21 protein-coding genes and 1 pseudogene are annotated in these 20,071 nt (G+C 67.6%); 15 read left to right on the top strand and 7 right to left on the bottom strand.

Translation table 11 applies throughout. From position 1 onward, the window contains the following. Positions 1-253 (bottom strand): transposase (locus EDC25_RS10140; RefSeq protein ID WP_132577477.1); only part of this gene is annotated, 253 nt, incomplete at its 3' end. Between the two features lie 197 nt (positions 254-450). Here EDC25_RS10140 and EDC25_RS10135 point away from each other — a divergent pair. The 7 genes from EDC25_RS10135 to EDC25_RS10105 all read left to right on the top strand — a co-directional run bounded on the left by EDC25_RS10135 (position 451) and on the right by EDC25_RS10105 (position 7,593). Continuing rightward, complete coding sequence (locus EDC25_RS10135) at positions 451-855, top strand: hypothetical protein (protein WP_132577476.1); 405 nt, start codon at positions 451-453, stop codon at positions 853-855. Positions 856-931: 76 nt separating this feature from the next. Beyond that, positions 932-2,278: a S8/S53 family peptidase gene (locus EDC25_RS15180; protein ID WP_132577475.1), complete on the top strand. Its 1,347-nt coding sequence runs from the start codon at positions 932-934 to the stop codon at positions 2,276-2,278. Positions 2,279-2,296: 18 nt separating this feature from the next. Beyond that, complete coding sequence (locus EDC25_RS15175) at positions 2,297-3,883, top strand: S8 family serine peptidase (RefSeq protein WP_123521352.1); 1,587 nt, start codon at positions 2,297-2,299, stop codon at positions 3,881-3,883. Between the two features lie 78 nt (positions 3,884-3,961). After that, positions 3,962-4,879, top strand: a complete 918-nt coding sequence (gene cyoE, locus EDC25_RS10120; RefSeq protein WP_240639605.1) for a heme o synthase — start codon at positions 3,962-3,964, stop codon at positions 4,877-4,879. A 75-nt stretch (positions 4,880-4,954) separates the two neighbouring features. After that, a complete protein-coding gene (locus EDC25_RS10115; protein ID WP_123521354.1) occupies positions 4,955-6,589 on the top strand; it encodes a flavin monoamine oxidase family protein in 1,635 nt (544 codons plus the stop codon). A gap of 247 nt (positions 6,590-6,836) precedes the next feature. Further along, positions 6,837-7,085 carry a YegP family protein gene (locus EDC25_RS10110; RefSeq protein ID WP_123521355.1) on the top strand — a complete coding sequence of 83 codons (249 nt, stop codon included), beginning with the start codon at positions 6,837-6,839 and terminating at the stop codon, positions 7,083-7,085. A gap of 166 nt (positions 7,086-7,251) precedes the next feature. Next, positions 7,252-7,593, top strand: coding sequence for a zinc ribbon domain-containing protein YjdM (locus EDC25_RS10105; protein ID WP_123521356.1), 342 nt, complete (start codon positions 7,252-7,254; stop codon positions 7,591-7,593). 57 nt (positions 7,594-7,650) lie between these two features. Here EDC25_RS10105 and EDC25_RS10100 read toward each other — a convergent pair whose 3' ends face one another. Continuing rightward, positions 7,651-8,448 (bottom strand): ComF family protein, encoded by a 798-nt coding sequence (locus tag EDC25_RS10100; RefSeq protein ID WP_243695116.1) that lies wholly within the window; start codon positions 8,446-8,448, stop codon positions 7,651-7,653. Here EDC25_RS10100 and bioB point away from each other — a divergent pair. Further along, positions 8,447-9,454, top strand: a complete 1,008-nt coding sequence (bioB, locus tag EDC25_RS10095; protein ID WP_123521357.1) for a biotin synthase BioB — start codon at positions 8,447-8,449, stop codon at positions 9,452-9,454. The two genes, EDC25_RS10100 and bioB, sit on opposite strands and share 2 nt — an antisense overlap. 52 nt (positions 9,455-9,506) lie before the next feature. Here bioB and EDC25_RS10090 read toward each other — a convergent pair whose 3' ends face one another. Next, positions 9,507-9,944, bottom strand: coding sequence for a YciI family protein (locus tag EDC25_RS10090; RefSeq protein ID WP_123521358.1), 438 nt, complete (start codon positions 9,942-9,944; stop codon positions 9,507-9,509). Positions 9,945-10,005: 61 nt separating this feature from the next. After that, positions 10,006-10,410 (bottom strand): DUF3224 domain-containing protein, encoded by a 405-nt coding sequence (locus EDC25_RS10085; RefSeq protein WP_123521359.1) that lies wholly within the window; start codon positions 10,408-10,410, stop codon positions 10,006-10,008. Between the two features lie 165 nt (positions 10,411-10,575). Between EDC25_RS10085 and EDC25_RS10080 the strand changes: the two genes are divergently transcribed. The 4 genes from EDC25_RS10080 to bioC are packed head-to-tail and all read left to right on the top strand — an operon-like array spanning position 10,576 to position 14,351. Next, positions 10,576-11,451 (top strand): helix-turn-helix domain-containing protein, encoded by an 876-nt coding sequence (locus EDC25_RS10080; RefSeq protein WP_123521360.1) that lies wholly within the window; start codon positions 10,576-10,578, stop codon positions 11,449-11,451. Continuing rightward, positions 11,448-12,632 carry an 8-amino-7-oxononanoate synthase gene (gene bioF / locus EDC25_RS10075; protein WP_123521361.1) on the top strand — a complete coding sequence of 395 codons (1,185 nt, stop codon included), beginning with the start codon at positions 11,448-11,450 and terminating at the stop codon, positions 12,630-12,632. The genes EDC25_RS10080 and bioF overlap by 4 nt, the downstream gene beginning before the upstream one ends. 46 nt (positions 12,633-12,678) lie before the next feature. Continuing rightward, the gene (bioH, locus tag EDC25_RS10070) at positions 12,679-13,467 is read left to right on the top strand and encodes a pimeloyl-ACP methyl ester esterase BioH (protein ID WP_123521370.1); all 789 of its coding nucleotides are present in this window, start codon (positions 12,679-12,681) and stop codon (positions 13,465-13,467) included. Next, a complete protein-coding gene (bioC, locus tag EDC25_RS10065; RefSeq protein ID WP_123521362.1) occupies positions 13,464-14,351 on the top strand; it encodes a malonyl-ACP O-methyltransferase BioC in 888 nt (295 codons plus the stop codon). Before bioH ends, bioC begins: the two co-directional genes overlap by 4 nt. A gap of 103 nt (positions 14,352-14,454) precedes the next feature. Here the strand turns inward: bioC and EDC25_RS10060 are convergent, their stop codons facing one another. Both EDC25_RS10060 and EDC25_RS10055 read right to left on the bottom strand, forming a co-directional pair. Beyond that, positions 14,455-15,180: a CsgG/HfaB family protein gene (locus EDC25_RS10060; RefSeq protein ID WP_123521363.1), complete on the bottom strand. Its 726-nt coding sequence runs from the start codon at positions 15,178-15,180 to the stop codon at positions 14,455-14,457. A gap of 202 nt (positions 15,181-15,382) precedes the next feature. Further along, complete coding sequence (locus EDC25_RS10055; RefSeq protein WP_132577474.1) at positions 15,383-16,396, bottom strand: DMT family transporter; 1,014 nt, start codon at positions 16,394-16,396, stop codon at positions 15,383-15,385. A gap of 120 nt (positions 16,397-16,516) precedes the next feature. Here EDC25_RS10055 and EDC25_RS10050 point away from each other — a divergent pair, with 120 nt between their 5' ends. The 3 genes from EDC25_RS10050 to rpmG all read left to right on the top strand — a co-directional run bounded on the left by EDC25_RS10050 (position 16,517) and on the right by rpmG (position 18,240). After that, positions 16,517-17,485 carry a hypothetical protein gene (locus tag EDC25_RS10050; protein ID WP_123521365.1) on the top strand — a complete coding sequence of 323 codons (969 nt, stop codon included), beginning with the start codon at positions 16,517-16,519 and terminating at the stop codon, positions 17,483-17,485. Between the two features lie 338 nt (positions 17,486-17,823). After that, a complete protein-coding gene (gene rpmB, locus EDC25_RS10045; protein WP_123521366.1) occupies positions 17,824-18,060 on the top strand; it encodes a 50S ribosomal protein L28 in 237 nt (78 codons plus the stop codon). A gap of 15 nt (positions 18,061-18,075) precedes the next feature. After that, positions 18,076-18,240 carry a 50S ribosomal protein L33 gene (gene rpmG, locus EDC25_RS10040; protein ID WP_123521367.1) on the top strand — a complete coding sequence of 55 codons (165 nt, stop codon included), beginning with the start codon at positions 18,076-18,078 and terminating at the stop codon, positions 18,238-18,240. Between the two features lie 303 nt (positions 18,241-18,543). Here the strand turns inward: rpmG and EDC25_RS10035 are convergent. Continuing rightward, positions 18,544-19,814 (bottom strand): annotated as a pseudogene (locus EDC25_RS10035) (MFS transporter). Positions 19,815-20,071 lie beyond the last annotated feature (257 nt).

Below are 20,071 nucleotides of genomic sequence, written 5' to 3'. Positions count from 1 at the left end.
GGAGCTGCTCCATCAGCATCCGCTCGCTGCGGATCGAGTAGAACAGCTGCAGCAACTGCGCCCGCATCAGCTTCTCCGGCGCGATGGAAGCGCGGCCGGTGTCCGCATACAGCGTGGAAAACAGGCCGCTCATGCGCCCAAGCGCCTCGTCGGCCAACGCTCGAATGGATCGGAGCGGATGGCTCGCCGGCACAAAGTCGGCAAGCTTGGCCACGGTGAACAACGACTCCTGGGTGACATCTGCACCACGCATCGCACGCCCTCGCTATACCTGAGTGCGGTATCGCAAATCGAAGGCGGCAAAGCAAGCGCTGGCGCGGGAGAAAAGCAACAGGCTGCTAGGCCTCGGCAGACGATCTCCCCACCATCTACATCGGCCCGCCGTCGATCAACCCGCTAGCGCCCGTGGCAGGGGAGCCCATCTTCATACGCTTCAAGACCGGGCCCTGTGTGGCCATTTTCGATGGCCCGGACGATACGGACATCACGCTGGGTGGTTCGACAGTCACCTTTGTCGTCGACGGGATACGTTGGAGCGATCCGATCCTCTGTATAGCCAATTTCACCACCAGGGTCTTCCTGATCAACGCCTTTCCACCTGGCAGCTACACGCTGGTCGCGCAATTGCGTTACCAGAATTTTTTCGGTCAGCTCATCGTAAAGACATTCGGAACGGTGGACTTCGATGTAACCGGAAGCCCGGCTATTCCCCCTCGGCCCGTTCCCACGTCGAATGGCTACTGGCTATGGCTGCTTACGACAGGCATCGTCGTATTGACAGCGCGACATCGCAGGCGATGGTTGAGCATCGAGAGACCGATTTCAATGGTTCCGGCGAATCGATACGGGCGATAGGGCTTGGTCGTTGCCAAGTGGACATCCGATACCTTTGCGGGTACGGTGGCCCGTCTCAAGCAGCCGGAGATCGATCATGAGCCCGTTGCGCGCTGCCTTGATTGCCTTGCTGTTTTGCGCCGCCCGTCTGGCAATGGCCGGCGATCCACCGGTCCTCCATATCGGGCCGCCCTCTCTCGAACCGCAAGCGCCGGTTGCCGGTGAGCCCATTTTCGTGCGGTTCCGTACCGGACCTTGCGTAGGCATCATTGACGGTCCCGACGATACCGATATTTCGCTGGAAGGCTCAACCATAACTTTCATTGTGGATGGAGTGCGCTGGAACAATCTCACGTTCTGCTTGGCTACACCCTGGCATCACAGCTACCCTCTGGGCAACTATCCGCCTGGAAACTATACCTTAATAGCACAACTTAGATATAGATCATTCTCTCCTAATATAATCACGGAAACATTCGGGACCATTGACTTCAGCGTCACGGGGGCTCCAGTCGTACCCCAGCCGGTTCCCTCGTCGGACGGGTATTGGCTGTGGCTCCTGATCGCCGGAGTCATGATTCTGGCAGCACGGCGCTGGTTGATCCGAAGCGGAGCGCCCGTCATTCTGTTCGCGGCGTTGAGCATCGGAGGCGATTCTCCCGCGTTGGCGCAATCCGAGTCCTCGAACAGACTGCATGTTCTGTTGAGCTCGGATATCGACCCCGCCCAGGTCGTCGAAGCGTGGCGGGACGATGTGCCTTTATCCAAGCCCGACCTGAGTCATGGACAACCCCTGCTGGTCACCTATCTGCTGCCCTTGCGGGCCGAAGGCGACTTCAAGGCACGGTTGCTGCTTCATCCGGACACACCGAGAGCCAAGCTCGAACGCTATGTGGTGATCGTGTACCCGGACCATACCAACCTGGATGACGTGATGGCGACACTGGAGGAAGAGCCCGGCATCGACGCCGTTGGAGCGCCGCAGCCGTTGTCCTTCTCGGGGGCGAGCCTGACCCATTTCACGGTCGAGACCAGCCTGGGCATGGCGGACGCTGGTACGCAGCAGTACGGGTGGCAGGCGCTCAACATTCCGGCGGCATGGCGTTGGGCAGGTGGTCACGGCCTGATCGGCTTGGTCGATTCCGGCCTGGCGACCCAGCATCCGGAACTGCGCGCGTTCACGCCTGGCGGCAGCTTCACGCGGGGCAATTTTCTGCCGGTGTATTCGCTGGATGTGGGCCGCTGGGTCGGACCGCCAGGTCAGGGTGGTCAGGATGTGGACACCAATGTCGATGAGCGGCAACCGGAGTTCGTGCACGGAGCACCCCAATGCCCGCGTGATCCGAATGGATTCGCATCCATCGACTCTGTTGGTCATGGCACTCATGTGGCCGGCCTCGCCGAGGCCAATGCCTACGACGACAGCGGTTTTGCCGGCACCTGAAAGCATTGCGGAATCGGCATGTGGCGCGTGGTCTACGCCCTCTGTGTCGACCCTCACGGAATATTCCCTGCTACAAACTACCATGCAACTGTTGCCGCCATCACTCACTCAACCGACTACGGCATCGAGATCGTCAACCAGAGCTTCGGCGGAGACTGGCAAGACCCCGATCCTTGTGCCGTCCTGCAGGACAAGGAGCCGCTGTGTGTGGCGTTGGACTACATCACCACTCGGGATGTTGTGACGGTCGCTGCGTCCGGCAACGACCGCAATTGGCTGAACTTTCCGGCACGCGATCCGCGCGTGGTCGCCGCCGGCGGCTTCCAGGAGGGCCTGCAGCTGTGGGACGACCATCCGAACTGTCCCAATCCTCAATTCGACACCGAATGCGGGTCCAACTACTCGTACTTTGCGTGGAACCCCAAGCAGGAAGTGGTGGCCTCGGCGCGCAAGGTGCATGGCCTGACCTACCCCGGCTTCAACTGGAACACCCAGTACCTGTGCGGCGATAGCTTCGGGCCTGGCCCCGGCAACGACGGCTACGGCCATTGCACCGGCACCTCCATGTCGGCGCCGCAGGTCTCGGGGCTGTTCGGCATCCTGCGTTCGGTGAATCCGCTGGTGCTCGTAGGCAACCCGGAACAAGTGCTGGTGCAGGGCGTGCGCAACGTGCTCGCCAACACCACCGTGGAGGCGCAAGCCAGCCTGCCGTGGGGACAGCACCTGGGCTATGGGCGTCCGGATGCCGAGGCGGCGGTCAAGCGCATGCTCGGCAAGACAGCTGGCGTGACGGTGCGCAATCGCGCCACGCCGCTGTTCGCCATGTACGGCCCTGGATCGAAGGACTACGCCTATACCACCTCGCCGCAGACGGCCGTCGCGCTGCTACTCAACCAGGCGGCCAATTCCAGCCCGAGCGGCGCGATCGTTACGGGCTATCCGTCGTTTCCGCCCGACCCATTGCTCGGACCCGGCGATATCCCGCGCGCGGACATCTTCGTGATGACCACCGAATACAAGACCCGTGCCAGCCATCCTGACCTGGTGCCGCTGTACCTGTTCGATCGTAGCCGCCATTTTCCGGTGGGCTGCAACCCGGGATCGCCGAGCTGCAACGTGCACAACCGCGACTACCTGCTGGCTACGGGGCACGCCGAGGTCGAAGCGCTGCACGCAGCCGGCTATAGTTATCGCGGCCTCAATGTCTACGTCTACCAGCGCTGCACACCGGAGCCGGCCTGCATTCCGGAAGGCGCGCAAAAGCTGTGGCGCAAGTGCAAGACGGCGGACGACGACTGCGCCCTCTTTCTGGAGGGCCAGCGCCCGGGCTACGAATCGATGGGCTACACGGCAACGCTTCCCGCCGGCTACCCGCAGCACATCGGCTACGCCTATCCGAACATCGACAGCGATGGCGACGGTCTGGTCGATGGCTTCGAACGCCTGATCGGCACCAGCCCGACGCTGTTCGATACCGACGGCGACGGCATCGGCGACGGCGTGGAGTTCCCGCTGGCGTCGGTATCGGTCGCCGATCCGTGCGCGGGACCGCTGGCCTGGCGCTGCCCGGCCGACTGGTTGTTCGCGAACGGCTTTCAGCCCTGATGCCGTGTCGTTGCCGCTGAGCGCGCCGGCGCGGGCGGGTACAATGCCCGCTGCCTTCCGACCGCCTGCGCACGCATCTTGACCGCCTCCCAGCCCGCTTTGATCTTCGCGCAGTATCTCGAACTGACCAAGCCCAAGGTCGTCGCGCTGCTGGTGTTCACCGCCGTGGTCGGCATGCTGCTCGCGGTGCCCGGCCTGCCGCCCTGGCAGCCTGTGGTGTGGGGCACCATCGGCATCGGCCTGGCGGCCGGTTCGGCTGCTGCGATCAACCACCTGCTGGACCGCCGCATCGATGCGGTGATGGCGCGCACGCTGCACCGTCCGCTGCCCAGTGGCCACCTCGGTACCCGCCAGGTGCTGACCTTCGCGATCACCCTAGGCGTCATCGCCATGCTGGTGCTGGTGTTCCTGGTCAACCTGCTGACGGCGGTGCTGACTTTCGCCTCGCTGATCGGCTACGCCGTTATCTACACCGCCTACCTGAAGCGGGCGACACCGCAGAACATCGTCATCGGCGGCGCCGCCGGCGCCGCGCCGCCGGTGCTGGGCTGGGTCGCCGTGACCGGCGAAGTGCACGCGCATGCGCTGCTGCTGTTCCTGATCGTCTTCGTCTGGACGCCGCCGCATTTCTGGGCCCTGGCACTGTACCGGCGCGAGGACTACGCACGCGCCGACATTCCGATGCTGCCGGTGATCTACGGCGAAACCTTCACGCGCTGGCACGTGCTGTTCTACACCGTGCTGCTGGTGATCGTCACCGTGCTGCCGTGGCTGACCGGGATGAGCGGCCTGTTCTACCTCGGCGGTGCGCTGGTGCTCGGCGCCGGCTTCCTCTACTACGCGGTGCGCCTGCTCGATCCGCCGAACGAACAGTTCGCCATGCAGACCTTCGGCTACTCCATCGTCTACCTGATGGCGCTGTTCGCCTTCCTGCTGCTCGACCACTACCTGCTGCCGGGTGCGCCCGAGCTGGTCTGGCATTTCCGTCCGGAATAGCGCTTTCCGGACGCCTGCTTGTTTCCGCATACGGTTGCGCCATGATGGGCGCACCGTGAGGATGGGGAGACGAACATGGCCGGCAGCAGGACACCGGTTTTCGCGCTGTTGCGCCGGGCCATCGCGACGTCGATGGCGGCCGGACGCAGCGGACTTCCGCTGGACGAGTTCATCGACGCCACGGTCGAGCGGCGCAACGGTCGCCGGCAATTCCTGCGCCAGGCCGGTGCCGGACTCGGCGGTCTCGCACTGGCTGCCTGTGGCGCCCTGCCGAAGCAAACGGTGCCGATAGCGAACGATCGCGAGGTCGTGATCGTCGGCGCCGGCGTTGCCGGACTCACTGCTGCATGGCGGCTGCGCCAGGCAGGCGTACGGGTCCGCGTGTACGAGGCGAATACCCGCGTCGGCGGCCGCGTCTACAGCCTTCGCGGCCACTTTCCGGAGGGCCAGGTGGTCGAGCTGGGCGGCGAACTCATCGACACCTCGCATGTGCGCATACAGGCGCTGTGCCGGGAATTCGGACTGGAACTGGATGACCTGCTGGCGGATGGCGAGGGCCTGGTGCCGGAGACCTGGTACTTCGGCGGACAGGTCCGCGGCGAGCACGAACTGGTCGAAGCGCTGGCGCCGCTGGCCGAGGCCTTGCAGCGCGACCAGGCGCGCCTGCCGGATGACGACGTCACCTGGCGCGCGCCCCATGGCCTGCACGACCTGGACCGCATGACCATGGCGCAGTGGCTCGACAACGCCGGCGTCGACGGCTGGTTGCGCCGCCTGGTCGACGTCGCCTATACCACCGAGATGGGTGCCGAACCGGAACTGCAGTCGGCCTTGAACCTGATCGACTTCATCAGCGTCGACACGCATTTCAGCATCTTCGGCGAGAGTGACGAGCGCTTCCATGTGCGTGGTGGCAACGACCTGATCGTCAGCGCACTCGCACAGGAACTCGATGACGTCATCGAAACGGCAACGGTGCTGGAAGCGGTCGCAGAAAGCCGTTCGGGCGGCTACACGCTCAGCTTCCGCCGCGACGGTGGCAGTCATGAAGTCCAGGCGGACATCGTCGTGCTGGCGCTGCCGTTCACGACGCTGCGCCGCGTGCGCATGGAGGTGGCGTTGCCGGCGGAAAAGCGTCGCGCCATCGACGAGCTCGGCTATGGCCACAACGCCAAGCTGATGATCGGCTTCAACCGCCGCGTCTGGCGCGACCACGGCAGCACCGGCAGCCTGTTCACCGACCTGCGCTGCCAGAGCACCTGGGATACCAGCCGGGCGCAACCGGGGCAGTCGGGCATCCTCACCAACTTCACCGGCGGCCAGCATGCGCGCGAGATCGGCAGCGGACCCCCGAAAATCCAGGCCGATCTCGCCGTGCTGGATCTCGAACACATCTATCCCGGCGTCGCCGCAGCGCGCGAAGGTGCGCGCGAAGTGCGCTTCCATTGGCCCAGCCAGCCCTGGGTGATGGGCTCCTACGCCTGCTACGCGCCCGGGCAATGGACGACCCTGCGCGGTGCGGCGGGCGAGCGCGTCGGCGGACTGCTGTTCGCCGGCGAACATTGTGCGCTCGCCAATCAGGGCTTCATCGAAGGTGCCTGCGAAACCGGCGAGCGGGCCGCCAGCGAAGCGCTGAGCCTCCTTGGAGTCGCGACGGCAACACGGACAGCGGTCCTGACACGCAGACCCGCCTGTGCCACGGCCGCATAGTCGCGGGCGTCGACGGAAAGCGACGATTGTTCGGGCCGCTGTCGGCAATGGCCGGATTCGCTAGCCCGGCGAGTGCGCGGCTGGCGTCGAGGCGGCAAAGACATCCATCCTGCCGGCACGGCGGACGCGACTGTCGTGGACGATGACGCCGCGGCGAGAACAGGACATTGCAGGCGGGCAAGGGTTGGAGACGGCAGCGACGGCCGATTCGTGTTGAAGACCGCAATGGCGATCATCCTCGACCGCGTTGTCCGCCCCGTGCGGGCGCCCGGAACCGCACCGCATCGCGCAGGCGAACAGGCCCGACCAGGCGCGCGACGGGCGCAAGACGGCGGGCATCGGCACATGGCATTTCAACCTCGAGGCCATCAACAACGAGGTCATCGGCGGCAGCCGGATGCAGGGTCGCGCGGCGGCGCTGCAGTGCCGTATCGGCAACGGCCGCAACCCCACCCTCAGGGAGGTGACCGGCGGTGGCGCGTGCTGCCGGCAGTGACGGCGCCGATCGGACCCGGGCGTGAAACGGGCTGAAGACAGGGATTGGAAACACCAACCGGAAACGCCAGCGCGGCGCGCCACTCGGCTGCGGCGGTTACAATGCACGTCCTGCTGCCGACAAGTGCGTCGGCACCGCCCCCTTCCTGCCTTGCTACGTTGCCACCATGACCCGTCTTCCACCGTGTCCGCAGTGCCAGTCCGCCTTCACCTATGAGGACGGACTGATGTTCGTGTGCCCCGAGTGCGCGCACGAGTGGACCGCCAGCGACGCCGGCGAAGCGGCCAGCGACGAGCGCGTCGTCAAGGACGCCAATGGCAATGTCCTGGAGGACGGCGACAGCGTAACGGTCATCAAGGACCTCAAGATCAAGGGTTCATCCCTGGTCGTGAAGGTCGGCACCAAGGTGCGCAACATCCGCCTTGTCGATGGCGACCATGACATCGACTGCCGCATCGAAGGCATCGGCGCGATGCAGCTGAAGTCGGAATTCGTGCGCAAGGCCTGAGCCGGCGGCGGCACGTCGCGCCGCAAGGCGCCGCCCAGTGGCCATCGGTGCGCGAGGTCAGTCGTGGGCTGGCGCGCGCGCGATCGCCCAGGCCCGCACCTGGGTGAACCCGGCCCGGGCCAGGACGCGTGCGCACTCGGCCAGCGTCGCGCCCGTGGTCATCACGTCATCGAGCAGCGCCAGCGCTGGCCGCTCGTCGCCGAGCCTGCGCAACGCACGCGCATTCACCGCGAACGCCGCGCGCACGTTGCGCCGCCGGCCGGCGGCATCGAGGCGGGTCTGCGCATCGGTTGCGCGCGTACGCTCCAGCAGGTCCGGAACCAGGCGCACGCCATCCAGCCCGGCATGGATGTCGCGCGCCAGTTCCAGCGCCTGGTCATAGCCGCGCTGGCGCAGCCGTTGGCGGTGCAGGGGTACGGGCACGAGCAGCGCAGGAATGCTGTCGCATTCCTCTCGGGCGTGCTCGACGAACAGGCGGGCGAGGCTGCGCCCCGCGGCGAGGTCGCCATGGAACTTGAAGCGCGTCACCAGGCCGTCCAGTGGCCACGCGTAGCGCAGCGGGGCGAAGCTTCCTGCAAACGGTGGCGTATGGCGAAGGCAGCGTCCGCACAGCGGTTCCGACTGCACCAGCGGCTCGGCGCACCGCGGACAGGACGGCGCATTGGCGACAAGATCGGCGCGACAGCCCACGCACAGCGATGCCGCATCGACATCGCCGGCGCCGCAGATCACGCAGCGCGCCGGCAGCAGCCACGACGTGCTCCTGTGCAGCAGTCGTCGCCACGCGGGTTTGCGGTTGACTTGGAGGTCAGGCGTTTTCACACTGCCGCCCAGTCTATCGCCAACACTTCCCATGTCCGATTTCCAACCGCGCTACAACTGGACGCGCGAGCAGGCGCTTGCGCTGTTCGATCTACCCTTCCATGAACTGCTGTTCCGCGCCCACGCGGTCCATCGGGAAAACTTCGACCCCGGGCAGGTCCAGGTCAGCACGCTGCTGTCGATCAAGACCGGCGCCTGTCCGGAAGATTGCGGCTACTGCCCGCAGAGCGCGCGTTATCGCACCGGACTGAAGGCCGAGCGCCTGATGCCGCTGGAGCAGGTCGTGGAAAAGGCGAAGGTGGCGCGCGACAGTGGCGCGACGCGCTTCTGCATGGGCGCGGCCTGGCGCACCCCGCGCGACAAGGACCTGCCCGCGGTGGCGGAAATGGTCGGCGCGGTGAAGGCGCTGGGACTGGAAACCTGCGCGACGCTGGGAATGCTCACCGCCGCCCAGGCTGAGGCACTGAAGGCGGCGGGACTGGACTACTACAACCACAACCTCGACACCTCGCCGGAGTACTACGGCGAAGTCATCACCACGCGCACGTATGACGATCGCCTGCAAACGCTGGCGCACGTACGCGATGCCGGCATGAAGACCTGCTGCGGCGGCATCGTCGGCATGGGCGAATCGCGCATGGACCGCGCCGGACTGCTGCATTCACTGGCGACGCTGCCGGCGCACCCGGACTCGGTGCCGATCAACCGCCTCGTGCGGGTGGCCGGTACGCCGATGGCCGAGGAAGCCGAGCTCGACGCGCTGGAGTTCGTGCGCACGATCGCGGTCGCGCGCATCATGATGCCGCGCTCGATGGTGCGCCTGTCTGCCGGTCGCGAATCCATGAGCGATGAACTGCAGGCCTTGTGCTTCTTCGCCGGCGCCAATTCGATCTTCCACGGCGAGAAGCTGCTGACCACCGGCAACCCCGACACCGAGGCGGACGAACAGCTGTTTGCACGACTGGGTATCCGTGCCATGCCCGCCGCCAGCGGTTCACTGTCGACGACGGTCCACGCCGACATTACCGAGGCGGCATAAAACCCCGGGCGCGGCCGGGTGTTCCGGCGTGCCACGGCAAGGCACCACGCGGCTATTTGAGCGTGGTGCCGACCTGGCCCCACCAGGGCCGGACTTCGCAGGCCAGTCGGCCGGCCTCGACGGCGGGATCGCGGGCGCAGATCGCCTCGACTTCCTCGCGCGAGCCGGCATCGTAGATCTGGATGCCGCGCCAGTCGCCGTCATCGCCGAAAGGCCCGGCCATCACCAGGCGTCCGGCCTCGTGTTCCGCCGCCATGTGCGCCATGTGTCCGGCCTGCAGCCCGGCGGCGCGCTCCGGCGTGATCGCTTCACCGCGGCGCGGGCCCTTGCTCAGCATCACGAACCAGTACTGCTTCATGCCTTCGGGCATGCCGCTGGCGGCCTGGGCGGCAGGCGCGGCAGCCGGGGCCTCCGCGACCACCGGCACGGGCGCAGCGGTGAAAGCCAACGAGCACACCGCAACCAAGACACCGCGATACTGGCTGACCATGGCGATTCTCCCATCCCGTGAAGCGATTCTGGCGCAGGCAACGCCAGTCGTACCAGCCGGTTCAATGGTCCGGCAGGCTGTATTCGAAGTCGTAGAAATGCGCGCCGCCTTCCTCGATGCGGATGCGAAGCGTGCCGCTCAGGCCCGCCAGTTCACCGGTGCCCGATCCCGGGATCACGGTGATCGACTGCCGCTGCGCGCCGCCATCCATGTGGCAGTTGTGCTGGAAGGCGAAACTTCCCCTGCGGCCGGCCAGCGTGCCGGATACCCTTTCGATCGCCACGTAGGCGCCGGACCCCTCGACGGGCGAACGGTTGAACAGCATCACCCCCAGGCCGGTGGCCTCCAGGGCGCCATGGAAGCGCTTGTCGAAACGCATGCGGCCGAGGACTTCCGCCTCGTCGCTGTCTTCGACCGGCTGCGGTGCCAGATTGACCTCGAAAGGTCCGTGTACGCGGTGAGTCATGGTGGGATCCTCGGCGGAAGCGGCGGAAGCGGCGGAAGCGGCGGAAGCGGCGGAAGCGGCGGAAGCGGCGCACCCAGACACCAGCACCGGTACGAGCGCCCGCAGCGAAAAGGTCGGGGCCATGTCTCTATCATGTCGCCTGCAGGGACTTCATGACAGCAGGCGATGGCCGCTCCGGCTAGGAAAAACGCGACAGCCGCACCGGGACCCGATCCCGGCCCGGCCAGCGGGCTGCTGTCGCCGGCGCCGGTTGACGGCGTGCATGCGCACCGGCGCCTGCCGCCACCGCCGCACCTTGCCGACCGGGTTCAGCATTTCTGGAGCGTGCGTTGGGACCGCCGTGGCCTGCCGCCCTTCCGCGCCGGCACGCTGCCGCATCCGAACGTGCACCTGGTCGTGGGCCATGAGAGTGGCGCGATACACGGGATCGCGACACGCCGCTTCGAAACCCTGCTGGCGGATCGCGGCCACGTCTTCGGGATCAAATTCCGGCCGGGCGGCTTCCAGTCGTTCCTGCGCGCCCCGGTAGCGACGCTGCGTGATCGCCGGATCGGCATCGGCGACGTGTTCGGAGAGGGCGGCCGCCGCTTCGAAGCCGCAGTGATGCCAGCACCCGATGGCGAGGCGTGCATCGCGCATGCGGTGACGATGCTGGCGGAGGATCTGCCCGCGCCGGCTGCCGACAGCCTGCTCGCCGGCGCCATCGTCGGCGACATCGCTGCAGATGTGGGCCTCGTCGCCGTGGCGCAGGTGCAGCAACGCCGTGGCATGACCCTGCGCAGACTGCAGCGGCTGTTCCAGCAGTACGTCGGCGTCGGTCCGAAGTGGGTGATCAACCGCTACCGGCTGCACGAAGCGATCGAGCGCCTGCGTGCGGGTCGCGGCGTCGCGTGGCCGGAACTGGCGCTGCAGCTGGGCTACTACGACCAGGCGCATTTCATCCGCGATTTTCGCCGCCTTGTCGGCTGCACGCCGCAACAGTTCGAGACCACGGTCGCCGGTGAGGCAAGCCAGCACCCGGACGGAAACCCCCGGGCATGAGCGGCGTCGATGTCATCGCGCGACTGGTTGCCGCCGCCGAATCACGCGCGCGCGACGGACTGGGCCGCCGCTTGCGCACCATCGCCAACGGCGACCCGACGCATGTCATCGTCGACGGGCGTCGGCTGCTCAACTTTTCTTCCAACGACTACCTCGGCCTGGCCGGCCATCCGGCGCTCGTGGCGGCCCTGAAACAGGCTGCCGGAGAACACGGTGTCGGTGCGACCGCGGCCTCGCTGGTCTGCGGGCATCGCCGTCCGCATGCCGAACTCGAAGAAGCGCTGGCCGACTGGACCGGCCGCGACCGTGCGCTTCTGTTCAGCACCGGCTACGCCGCCAATGTCGGCGTCATGCAGGCGCTGCTCGCCGCCGGTGACTGCTGCGTGCAGGACCGCCTCAACCACGCCAGCCTGATCGACGGCGCCCGTCTGGCCGGCTGCGCCCTGCGCCGCTATCCACACGCCGACGTCGAGGCGGCGCGCCGGCAGCTGGCGCTGTGCGAGGACGGCGGCGCGATGCTGGTGAGCGATGGCGTCTTCAGCATGGATGGTGACATCGCCCCGCTCGCCGGACTGGCTTCCTGTGCCGCTGAAATGGAGGCGACCCTGATGGTCGATGACGCCCACGGCCTTGGCGTGCTCGGGGCGGAAGGCGCCGGCAGCGTCGTCGAAGCGGGACTGGATGCCTCCCAGGTGCCGGTGCTGATGGCGACGCTGGGCAAGGCGCTCGGAACAGCAGGTGCCTTCGTCGCTGGCGATGGCGATTTCATCACTGCGCTGGCGCAGTTCGCGCGCAGCCATGTGTACAGCACCGCGCCGCCGCCGGCGCTGGCGGCGGCGGCGCTGGCGGCGGTGTCGATCGCGCGCCGCGAACAGTGGCGCCGCGAGCGGCTGGCCGCGCTGGTCGAACATTTCCGCAACGGCGCGCAGGCCATGGACCTGCCGCTGCTGCCGTCGCGGACCCCGATCCAGCCGCTGTTGCTCGGCGGCGCCGAACGCACGGTGGCCGTGTCCACGGCGCTGGAGCGCGACGGTTTCCTGGTCGTTGCGATCCGGCCGCCGACGGTGCCGGCCGGCCGCGCACGCCTGCGCATCACCCTGACCGCCGCCCACGACTTCGGGGACGTCGACAAGCTGTTGCGCGCACTTGCGAAGGCGATGCGGGACAATGGCGGTCCCTGACGCCGCTTCCGGCGTCGCCTGTATCCCTCAACTGCTCGATTCCGACGTGTTCATCGAAACCACGGGCACCGGCCCGGACCTCGTCCTGCTGCATGGCTGGGGCATGCATGGCGGCATCTTCCGGCCGCTGCGCGAACAGCTGGAATCACGCTGGACGGTGCATATCGTCGACCTGCCGGGCCATGGACGCAGCCGCCAGATCGCAATGCCGGAGACACCCGCCGACCTGGCCGCCGGGCTGCTGGCGCGCCTGCCGCGCGCGGTCTGGCTGGGCTGGTCGCTGGGCGCACTGGTCGCGCAGCAGGCGGCCATTTCGGCGCCGGACCGGGTGCCGGCACTGGCGGTGCTCGCCGGCTCGCCGCGCTTCGTCGTGGCCGATGACTGGCCGCACGCCGTCGATGCCGCGGTCTTCAAGCTCTTCGCCCAGGACCTGGCGCAAGACTGGCGCGGCACGGTCGAGCGCTTCCTTGCGCTGGAAGTGGTGGGCAGCGCGCACGCGCAGGACGAACTGCGCGACCTGCGCGCGCAGGCCTTCGACCACGGCGAGCCCTCGTCGCAGGTGCTTGCGCGTGGTCTGGAATGGCTGGAACAGACCGACCTGCGCGCCGCGCTGCCGATGCTGCACATGCCCAGCCTGTGGATCGGCGGTCGCCGCGACCGCCTGGTGCCGGCAGAGGCCCTGCGCGCTGCGGCCGCACTGGCGCCGCGGGCTCGCGAACGGGTGATCGCCGGCGCCGGGCATGCGCCCTTCCTCCATCATTCGGCCCTGATCGCGCAGGCGCTGGATGAACTGGCCGGCGCCGCCGACGACGACGGCGGAGGCGCTGCCGCATGATGCCGCGTTACGACCGCCGCCTGCTGCGCGCGCGCTTCGCCGCCGCCGCCGACCGCTACGACGAGGTCGCCGTGCTGCAGCACGAAGTGGAATCGCGACTGCTGGAATCCGCACTGTCGCTGCAACCGGAGCCGCAGCGCATCGTCGATGTCGGCTGCGGACCGGGTCGCGCGCTGTCGATGCTGCGCCAGCGCTATCGCCGGGGCTCCGTGCTCGGCATCGACCTGGCGCTGCCGATGCTGAGGCGGGCACGCAAGGCCGGCGGCTTCTGGCGTTCGCTGCCGGTCGCCTGCGCCGATGCCTGCGCGCTGCCACTGCCCGACGGCAGCGTCGACCTGCTTTTTTCCAGCCTGTGCCTGCAATGGGTGGACGACCTTCCCGCGGCCCTGGATGAATTCCGTCGCGTGCTGCGTCCCGGTGGTCGCCTGCTGCTGGCAACGTTCGGACCGGACACGCTGCTGGAACTGCGCGAAGCCTGGGCTGCGGCCGGCCGCATGGCGCAGGTCAGCAGTTTTCCCGGCATCGCCGTGCTCGGTGACCTGGTGATGGCGCAGGGTTTCCGCGATCCGGTTCTCGACCGCGACCTGTTCACCCTGAGCTACGCGGCCGTGGATGACCTGGTTGGCGAACTGCGCGCCATCGGCGCCAACAATGCCCGCAGCGATCGTCCGCGCGGACTGGCCGGTCGGCAGGCGTGGCAGGCGATGCGGGAACACTATGGGTTGCGCCGTGACGAGGACGGCCGGCTGCCAGCCACCTACGAGGTCATCTACGTACAGGCGCGTGCGCCGCAGGCAGGTCAGCCGCGCCGCAGTGCCGCAGGCGAGATCGCGACGATTCCGGTGAGCGCCATCCAGCGGCGACCGCCACGGCCTGCCGGCTGATCCTCGCGCGATCCGCCGGGCGTCCGGCACCCGATCCGTGATCCGGACATGACGACGCCCGCACAAGGCGGGCGTCGTTGCGTGCATCGGAGGTCCGGACGGGTCAGTCCAGGCGCAGTCCGCGACGGTTGCTGTCGCGGCGGCGGTTTTCCTTTTCCTGGTACTCGGCTTCGCAGCCGCGGCTCTGCTGCACCATGGCGCAGCTGAGGTAGTCGGTGATCTCGACCAGCGCCGCGCGGATGGCCTTGCCGGCCGGCGTATTGCGCTCGTTGGCCAGGCTGCCACCAAAGCCGCCGCGGAACACGCCGACGCTGACGCCGCCGCCGCTGCTGCGGCCCTCGACAGTGCGCGAGAAGGCCACTTCGCCGGTGCTGGCATCGACGACACGCAGGTCGACGGCCAGATAGGCCTCGCTGCGCTTGCCGCCCAAGGAGATGCCGCGGAAGCTGACGCCGCCACCGGTGCTGGCGGTGTTTTCCTCATAGGCGGACACCGTGCCCATGATCAGGTACTGCGCGCCGGTCAGCTCGCCGGTGGCGGCGCCGGTGCCGGAACGCACGCGGCCGGACGCGGCCAGGTCCTGCTCGGACAGCACGGCGCCCAGCTTCTCGCGTTCGACGACGCGGAAGTCACCCGTCGAGGACAGCTCATTGGCCAGCATGCTGCCCAGCTCGCGGCCAACGCCGCCACGCCACCAGCCGGCGCCGGTGTCGTTCTGGAAATCGGCCACGGCGACGACCGGGCGGTGATTGCCGCGCTGTGCGTACGCGGCGGAGGTGGTGCCCAGGCCGACAAGGGCGAGGATGCCGGCAACTAGCAACTTGTTCATGTTCGGTGACTCCCAAAGTTAAGACGAATCCGTACCGCCGTGTGGCGGCTCGTTGCCGGTGGCGACCCAGCCTAATCGTCTCGGCAACGGCGATTCTAGCGCCAGAGGCCACCGGGACGTCGGACGGGGCCGGCGCCGGTCCGGCATTGCTTGTTAGAAACGTGGAAACGAAGGGAAACACGTCACAGCAGGTCGGCCGCATTCAGCCGACATTCGCAGGGCGGTCGGATCCGGCTTCGGCAACCGGGGTTTCGGCGGTGCCTTCGCTGCCGGTGGGGGCCGCCAGCGGCGTGCTGACGCGGCGCTTCAGCAGTGCGCTCATGCAGGAGCCGGCCACCACCATGGCGGCACCGATCCAGCCCAGCGTGTGGATGGATTCGCCGCCGAGCAGGTGCGGCAGCGACCGGTGGACGAGCTCAACCGTGGCCATCGCCAGAAGGGGCGTCAGCGCGAGAATGGCGCTGACGCGAGAGGCCTCCCAGTGCGCAAGCGCCTCGGCGAAAGCACCGTAGGCAGCCAGCGTGTTCACCGCCGCGAACAGCACCATCCACAGCGGCACGCCGGCCAGCGCCAGCACGGCACCGAGGTCGGCGAACGGCGCCAGCACCACGCTGGCGGCGGCGTAGATCACCACCAGGATCGTCGCCGATCCCAGGCGGTTGAGCAGCTGCTTCTGCGCCAGCGCATACAGTGCCCACGACAGCGCGCCCAGCAGGACAAGCGTGCTGCCGAACACGTAATGCCGGTTGCCGTCGCCACCGCCCAGCTGGTCGGCGAAGAACAGGCACAGCCCGACCACGATCGCGACCATGCCGAGCCATTGGCCGGTCGAGTAGCGCTCGCCGAATACGGCGATGCCGCCCAGCGCCATCAGCAGCGGCGCCGCCTGGATCAGCAGCTGGGCATTGCCGGGCGTGGTGAACTGCACGCCGAGCAGGTAGAGCAGGTAATTGCCCATCAGCGCCGCCGCGGCAAACAGCAGCAGGAGCCAGTGGCGCCCGGGCAGCCGCCGCAGCCCGCCCAACCGTCCGCGCACGCCCAGCCACGCGCCGAGCACGATGAACGCGAACAGGAACCGCACCCAGGTCAGCGTCAATGCGTCCAGGCTGCCCAGGGCGATCTTGAGCGCCGCGGGCAGCGTTGCCCAAAGGCCGGCCGTCAGCAGGGCCAGGCTCAGCCCGAGCTGCCAGCGACCGGAAGTGGTGTGGGTGGCCATGGCCGTTTCCAGAGAGTGGCCGCGCACGCTAGCACCGGCCCAGACAGGCAACAATCGATTCAGTAGCTATTCAACGCGGCACGCCTACGGTTGGCCGACAACCCGAGGAGGGAGTGTCGCATGCGCCGGCTCGTCATCATCCTGTTCGCCGCCGCACTGGCGGCCTGCACCACCGTCGAGCACCGTGACTACGGGTATTACGGCGGCAGCGGCGACTACTACTACGGATATGAACGGGACGTGCGGTGGTACGACCCTTACGATTCGCTGTTCTGGGGTCTGCGCTACAGCTATTACGACCCGTTCTTCTATCCGCACTTCCATTACGGCGTCACCTACTTCCCGCGCTACTACGGCTGGGGCATGGGCTGGTCGTCCTGGTATGCGTGGCGGCACTGGCATCCGTATTCGCCGTACTACGGCAGCTACTGGGACCACTACTACGACTGGTGGCGCTACCAGCCGCACCGCGGCACCGACCATCTGGACCGCCGCATGGCCGGCCGCCGGGCCGGCACGCAGTCGAACGCCGGCAATGATCCAGCCCGCTTCGGCAGTGCCCGCAACGCGGCCGAACGCATGTCCCGGATGGGCCGAACGGGCGGTGCCGCGGTGCCGATCCGCCATCGTGCCGGCAACATGGGTGCGACCGGCGCCTATCCGTCACGCGGCGCGGCGGCTTCGTCATCGGGACAGCGCGGGTACGAAAGTGGTCTGCCTTCACGCAACTACGTTCCCCGCGACCGCGAGCGGGGGCGAAGCGGCCTGCCTGTCCTCGGCAGCGACGCCTTCGGACCGGCGCCCGCCCGCGAACGGCCGTGGCGAAGCGGCGGCTCCGCGTTGCCTGACGCGGGACGCGGGCGTGGCCTGCCGGCACCGGAGCGGCCGATGCGCGGCCAGGTGATGCCGGAGAGCATGCCCCGGGAACGCACCTTCACGCCCGCCACGCCGGGCCGGGCACCGCGGACGGAAACGCGCGGCACGCCGGCGCCGAGGCTGGAGCGGCCGACGCCGTCCACGCCTTCACCACGCGCCGCTGGGGAGGCCCGCAGGACGCCCTCGCGGAGCCGGGATCGCGACGAACGGTGACACCTCAAGTGTTTGAATGCATTGGGTTTACAAATGTTTGCAATGGGTTGGAGCGGGCAGGGCTATAGTCGGCTCCGTTTCGTGTTCAACCAAACACTGACGCCCGGTCCCCCACGGTTGCAAGGATTCCCCCCTGTTCCTGAAACCTGACCGGGCGTCAGCCTTTTTTGGCCCGACGCCTTGAGCGGCACCCGTTGAGCTGACCGCGAAATCCCGATCCGTAACTGACGGTGCGTCATGCGATCAGTGCGGACAGGTTGCATTTCCGGCCAGGGCCGTGCATAATCCCGCGCCTTTCCGCCATCTGGCGGTATCCCTTTTCGTCTTCGAGGTTTCCCATGGCCAGAGTCTGCCAGGTGTCCGGTAAGCGCGTGCAGACCGGTAACAACGTGTCCCACGCCAACAACAAGACCCGCCGCCGCTTCCTGCCGAACCTGCATGAGCACCGGTTCTGGGTGGCGAGCGAGAACCGTTACGTGTCGCTGCGCGTGTCCAACCACGCCCTGCGTACGATCGACAAGAAGGGCATCGATTCGGTGCTGGCCGAGCTGCGTGCGCGCGGCGAACGCATCTGATCAGGAGACGCGACCATGGCTTCCAAGCGCGACAAGATCCGCCTGATTTCTTCTGAAGGCACCGGTCATTTCTACACGACCGACAAGAACAAGAAGAACACCCCGAACAAGATCGAGATCAAGAAGTACGATCCCGTTGCCCGCAAGCACGTGATCTACAAGGAAGGCAAGATCAAGTGACTTGAGGCGCCTGGCGCCACGAGTCCTCCCCGCGAAGGCGGGGATCCGGAAAGCCCGCCGCAAGGCGGGCTTTCTGTTTTCCGGCTGTTGCCACCAACCATCCGGGCAAACGCCGGGATCCTGGGCTGCGCCGCCGCGCCGTCCTGTGGTTTTCCGGCAAGCAACGCGTCTGCGCGACCTGCACGGACCGCGCGAAGGAACGCGCAGATCGGTGCCGGTCACGGGCGGTTGCACACGCCAGCGGAATCCAGGGCAGGCGTTCCCCGCATGCATCGGCAGGGCCTGCCCGCAGGCATAGCCCGATCAGCCGCTGCGCGGCCGCTTTGCCATCCACGCCAGTGCCACCAGCGACAACACCGCGGCCGCGCTCAGGTAGTAGCCGACGGCGGCGATGCGTGGCGTTGCGCCAGCCAGGTCGCGACGTAGGGCGCCAGCGAGGCGCCGACGATACCGGCCAGGTTGAAGGTCAGGGAGGCGCCGGTGTAGCGCACCGCGGTCGGCCAGCGGGCCGCCAGCGCGGTGCCGAGCGGCCCATAGGTCATGCCGATCAGCACGAAGCCGGTGGCGAGCATGGCGAAGACCCTGCCGTGGCTGCCGCCCAGGAACCACGGACCGTACAACAGTCCGAACAGCGCGATCAGTGTCGCCGCCAGCATCAGCGTGCGCAGCGCACCCCAGCGGTCGGCAACCAGCGCCGAAACCGGTACCAGCAGCGCGAACATCAGCACCGCGCCCATCTGCATCTGCAGGAATTCCGTGCGCGAATAGCCCAGCTGCTGGGTTGCCCAGCTCAGCGTGAACACTGTCATCAGGTAGAACACCACGAAGGTGACGGTGGCGCCGAGCGTGCCCAGCACAAGCTCCAGCGGGTCGCGGCGCAGCACATCCATCATCGGCACGCGCACGCGTTCGTTGCGCGCGATCGCCTCGGCAAAGGCAGGCGTCTCGTGCAGGCTCAGTCGTACCCACAGGCCGACCCCAACCAGCAGGGCGCTGGCGATGAACGGCACGCGCCAGCCCCAGGCCATGAACTGCGCCTGGTCCAGGGTTGCTGCCAGCAACAGGAACGAGCCGTTCGCGAACAGGAAACCCAGTGGCGCGCCCAGCTGCGGGAACATGCCGTACCAGGCCCGCTTCTGCGGGGGCGCGTTCTCGACCGCCAGCAGCACCGCGCCACCCCATTCGCCACCAAGCCCCAGGCCCTGGCCCAACCGGCACAGCGCCAGCAGCAATGGCGCGGCGACGCCGATCTGCGCATGGGTCGGCAGCAGTCCGATCAGCACCGTGGAGATGCCCATCGTCATCAGCGCCGCGACCAGGGTCGCCTTGCGGCCGACCCGGTCGCCGAAATGCCCGAACAGTGCCGAGCCCACCGGCCGCGCGAAGAACGCCAGCGCGAAGGTCGCGAACGACTGCAGCGTCGCCGAGGTCGGGTCGCTGGACGGGAAGAACAGCGTCGGGAACACCAGCACCGCCGCGGTGGCGTAGATGTAGAAGTCGAAGAATTCGATCGTGGTGCCGATCAGACTGGCGAAGAGCACGCGCCGGGGCGTGTTGACCTGCTGCGACGTCATGGAATGGCTGCGCGGACCGGAAAGGCGGCAGTGTCGCAGGAAAGCCGCAGCGTCGGCAGCAGGGAACGGCAAAGGGCGAGGTCGTGTGCGCGTGGTCCTCGAAGATCCCGCCACGCACGGGAGCGACACGGGCGGAAACACGAAGGGGATGATGGCGCGCGGCGCGACGCGGGACGGTCTCGTGGCACCGCAGCGATCCGTTCGCGGTCGCTGACCAGAGATGCCGAACTGGTGGAGGACGCCGCAGCGGGTCCGGC

It is taken from the genome of Pseudofulvimonas gallinarii (genome assembly GCF_004343305.1).
In the GTDB taxonomy this organism is placed as follows: domain Bacteria; phylum Pseudomonadota; class Gammaproteobacteria; order Xanthomonadales; family UBA2363; genus Pseudofulvimonas; species Pseudofulvimonas gallinarii.
This window is presented reverse-complemented; position numbering and strand designations above follow the sequence as displayed.

Coding starts and splice junctions, on each gene's coding strand:
- EDC25_RS15180 (WP_132577475.1), top strand. CDS start 932: ATGAGCCCGTTGCGCGCTGCCTTGATTGCCTTGCTGTTTTGCGCCGCC.
- EDC25_RS15175 (WP_123521352.1), top strand. CDS start 2,297: ATGTGGCGCGTGGTCTACGCCCTCTGTGTCGACCCTCACGGAATATTC.
- EDC25_RS10115 (WP_123521354.1), top strand. CDS start 4,955: ATGGCCGGCAGCAGGACACCGGTTTTCGCGCTGTTGCGCCGGGCCATC.
- EDC25_RS10105 (WP_123521356.1), top strand. CDS start 7,252: ATGACCCGTCTTCCACCGTGTCCGCAGTGCCAGTCCGCCTTCACCTAT.
- bioB (WP_123521357.1), top strand. CDS start 8,447: ATGTCCGATTTCCAACCGCGCTACAACTGGACGCGCGAGCAGGCGCTT.
- EDC25_RS10100 (WP_243695116.1), bottom strand. CDS start 8,448: ATGGGAAGTGTTGGCGATAGACTGGGCGGCAGTGTGAAAACGCCTGAC.
- EDC25_RS10090 (WP_123521358.1), bottom strand. CDS start 9,944: ATGGTCAGCCAGTATCGCGGTGTCTTGGTTGCGGTGTGCTCGTTGGCT.
- EDC25_RS10085 (WP_123521359.1), bottom strand. CDS start 10,410: ATGACTCACCGCGTACACGGACCTTTCGAGGTCAATCTGGCACCGCAG.
- EDC25_RS10080 (WP_123521360.1), top strand. CDS start 10,576: ATGGCCGCTCCGGCTAGGAAAAACGCGACAGCCGCACCGGGACCCGAT.
- bioF (WP_123521361.1), top strand. CDS start 11,448: ATGAGCGGCGTCGATGTCATCGCGCGACTGGTTGCCGCCGCCGAATCA.
- bioC (WP_123521362.1), top strand. CDS start 13,464: ATGATGCCGCGTTACGACCGCCGCCTGCTGCGCGCGCGCTTCGCCGCC.
- EDC25_RS10060 (WP_123521363.1), bottom strand. CDS start 15,180: ATGAACAAGTTGCTAGTTGCCGGCATCCTCGCCCTTGTCGGCCTGGGC.
- EDC25_RS10055 (WP_132577474.1), bottom strand. CDS start 16,396: ATGGCCACCCACACCACTTCCGGTCGCTGGCAGCTCGGGCTGAGCCTG.
- EDC25_RS10050 (WP_123521365.1), top strand. CDS start 16,517: ATGCGCCGGCTCGTCATCATCCTGTTCGCCGCCGCACTGGCGGCCTGC.
- rpmB (WP_123521366.1), top strand. CDS start 17,824: ATGGCCAGAGTCTGCCAGGTGTCCGGTAAGCGCGTGCAGACCGGTAAC.
- rpmG (WP_123521367.1), top strand. CDS start 18,076: ATGGCTTCCAAGCGCGACAAGATCCGCCTGATTTCTTCTGAAGGCACC.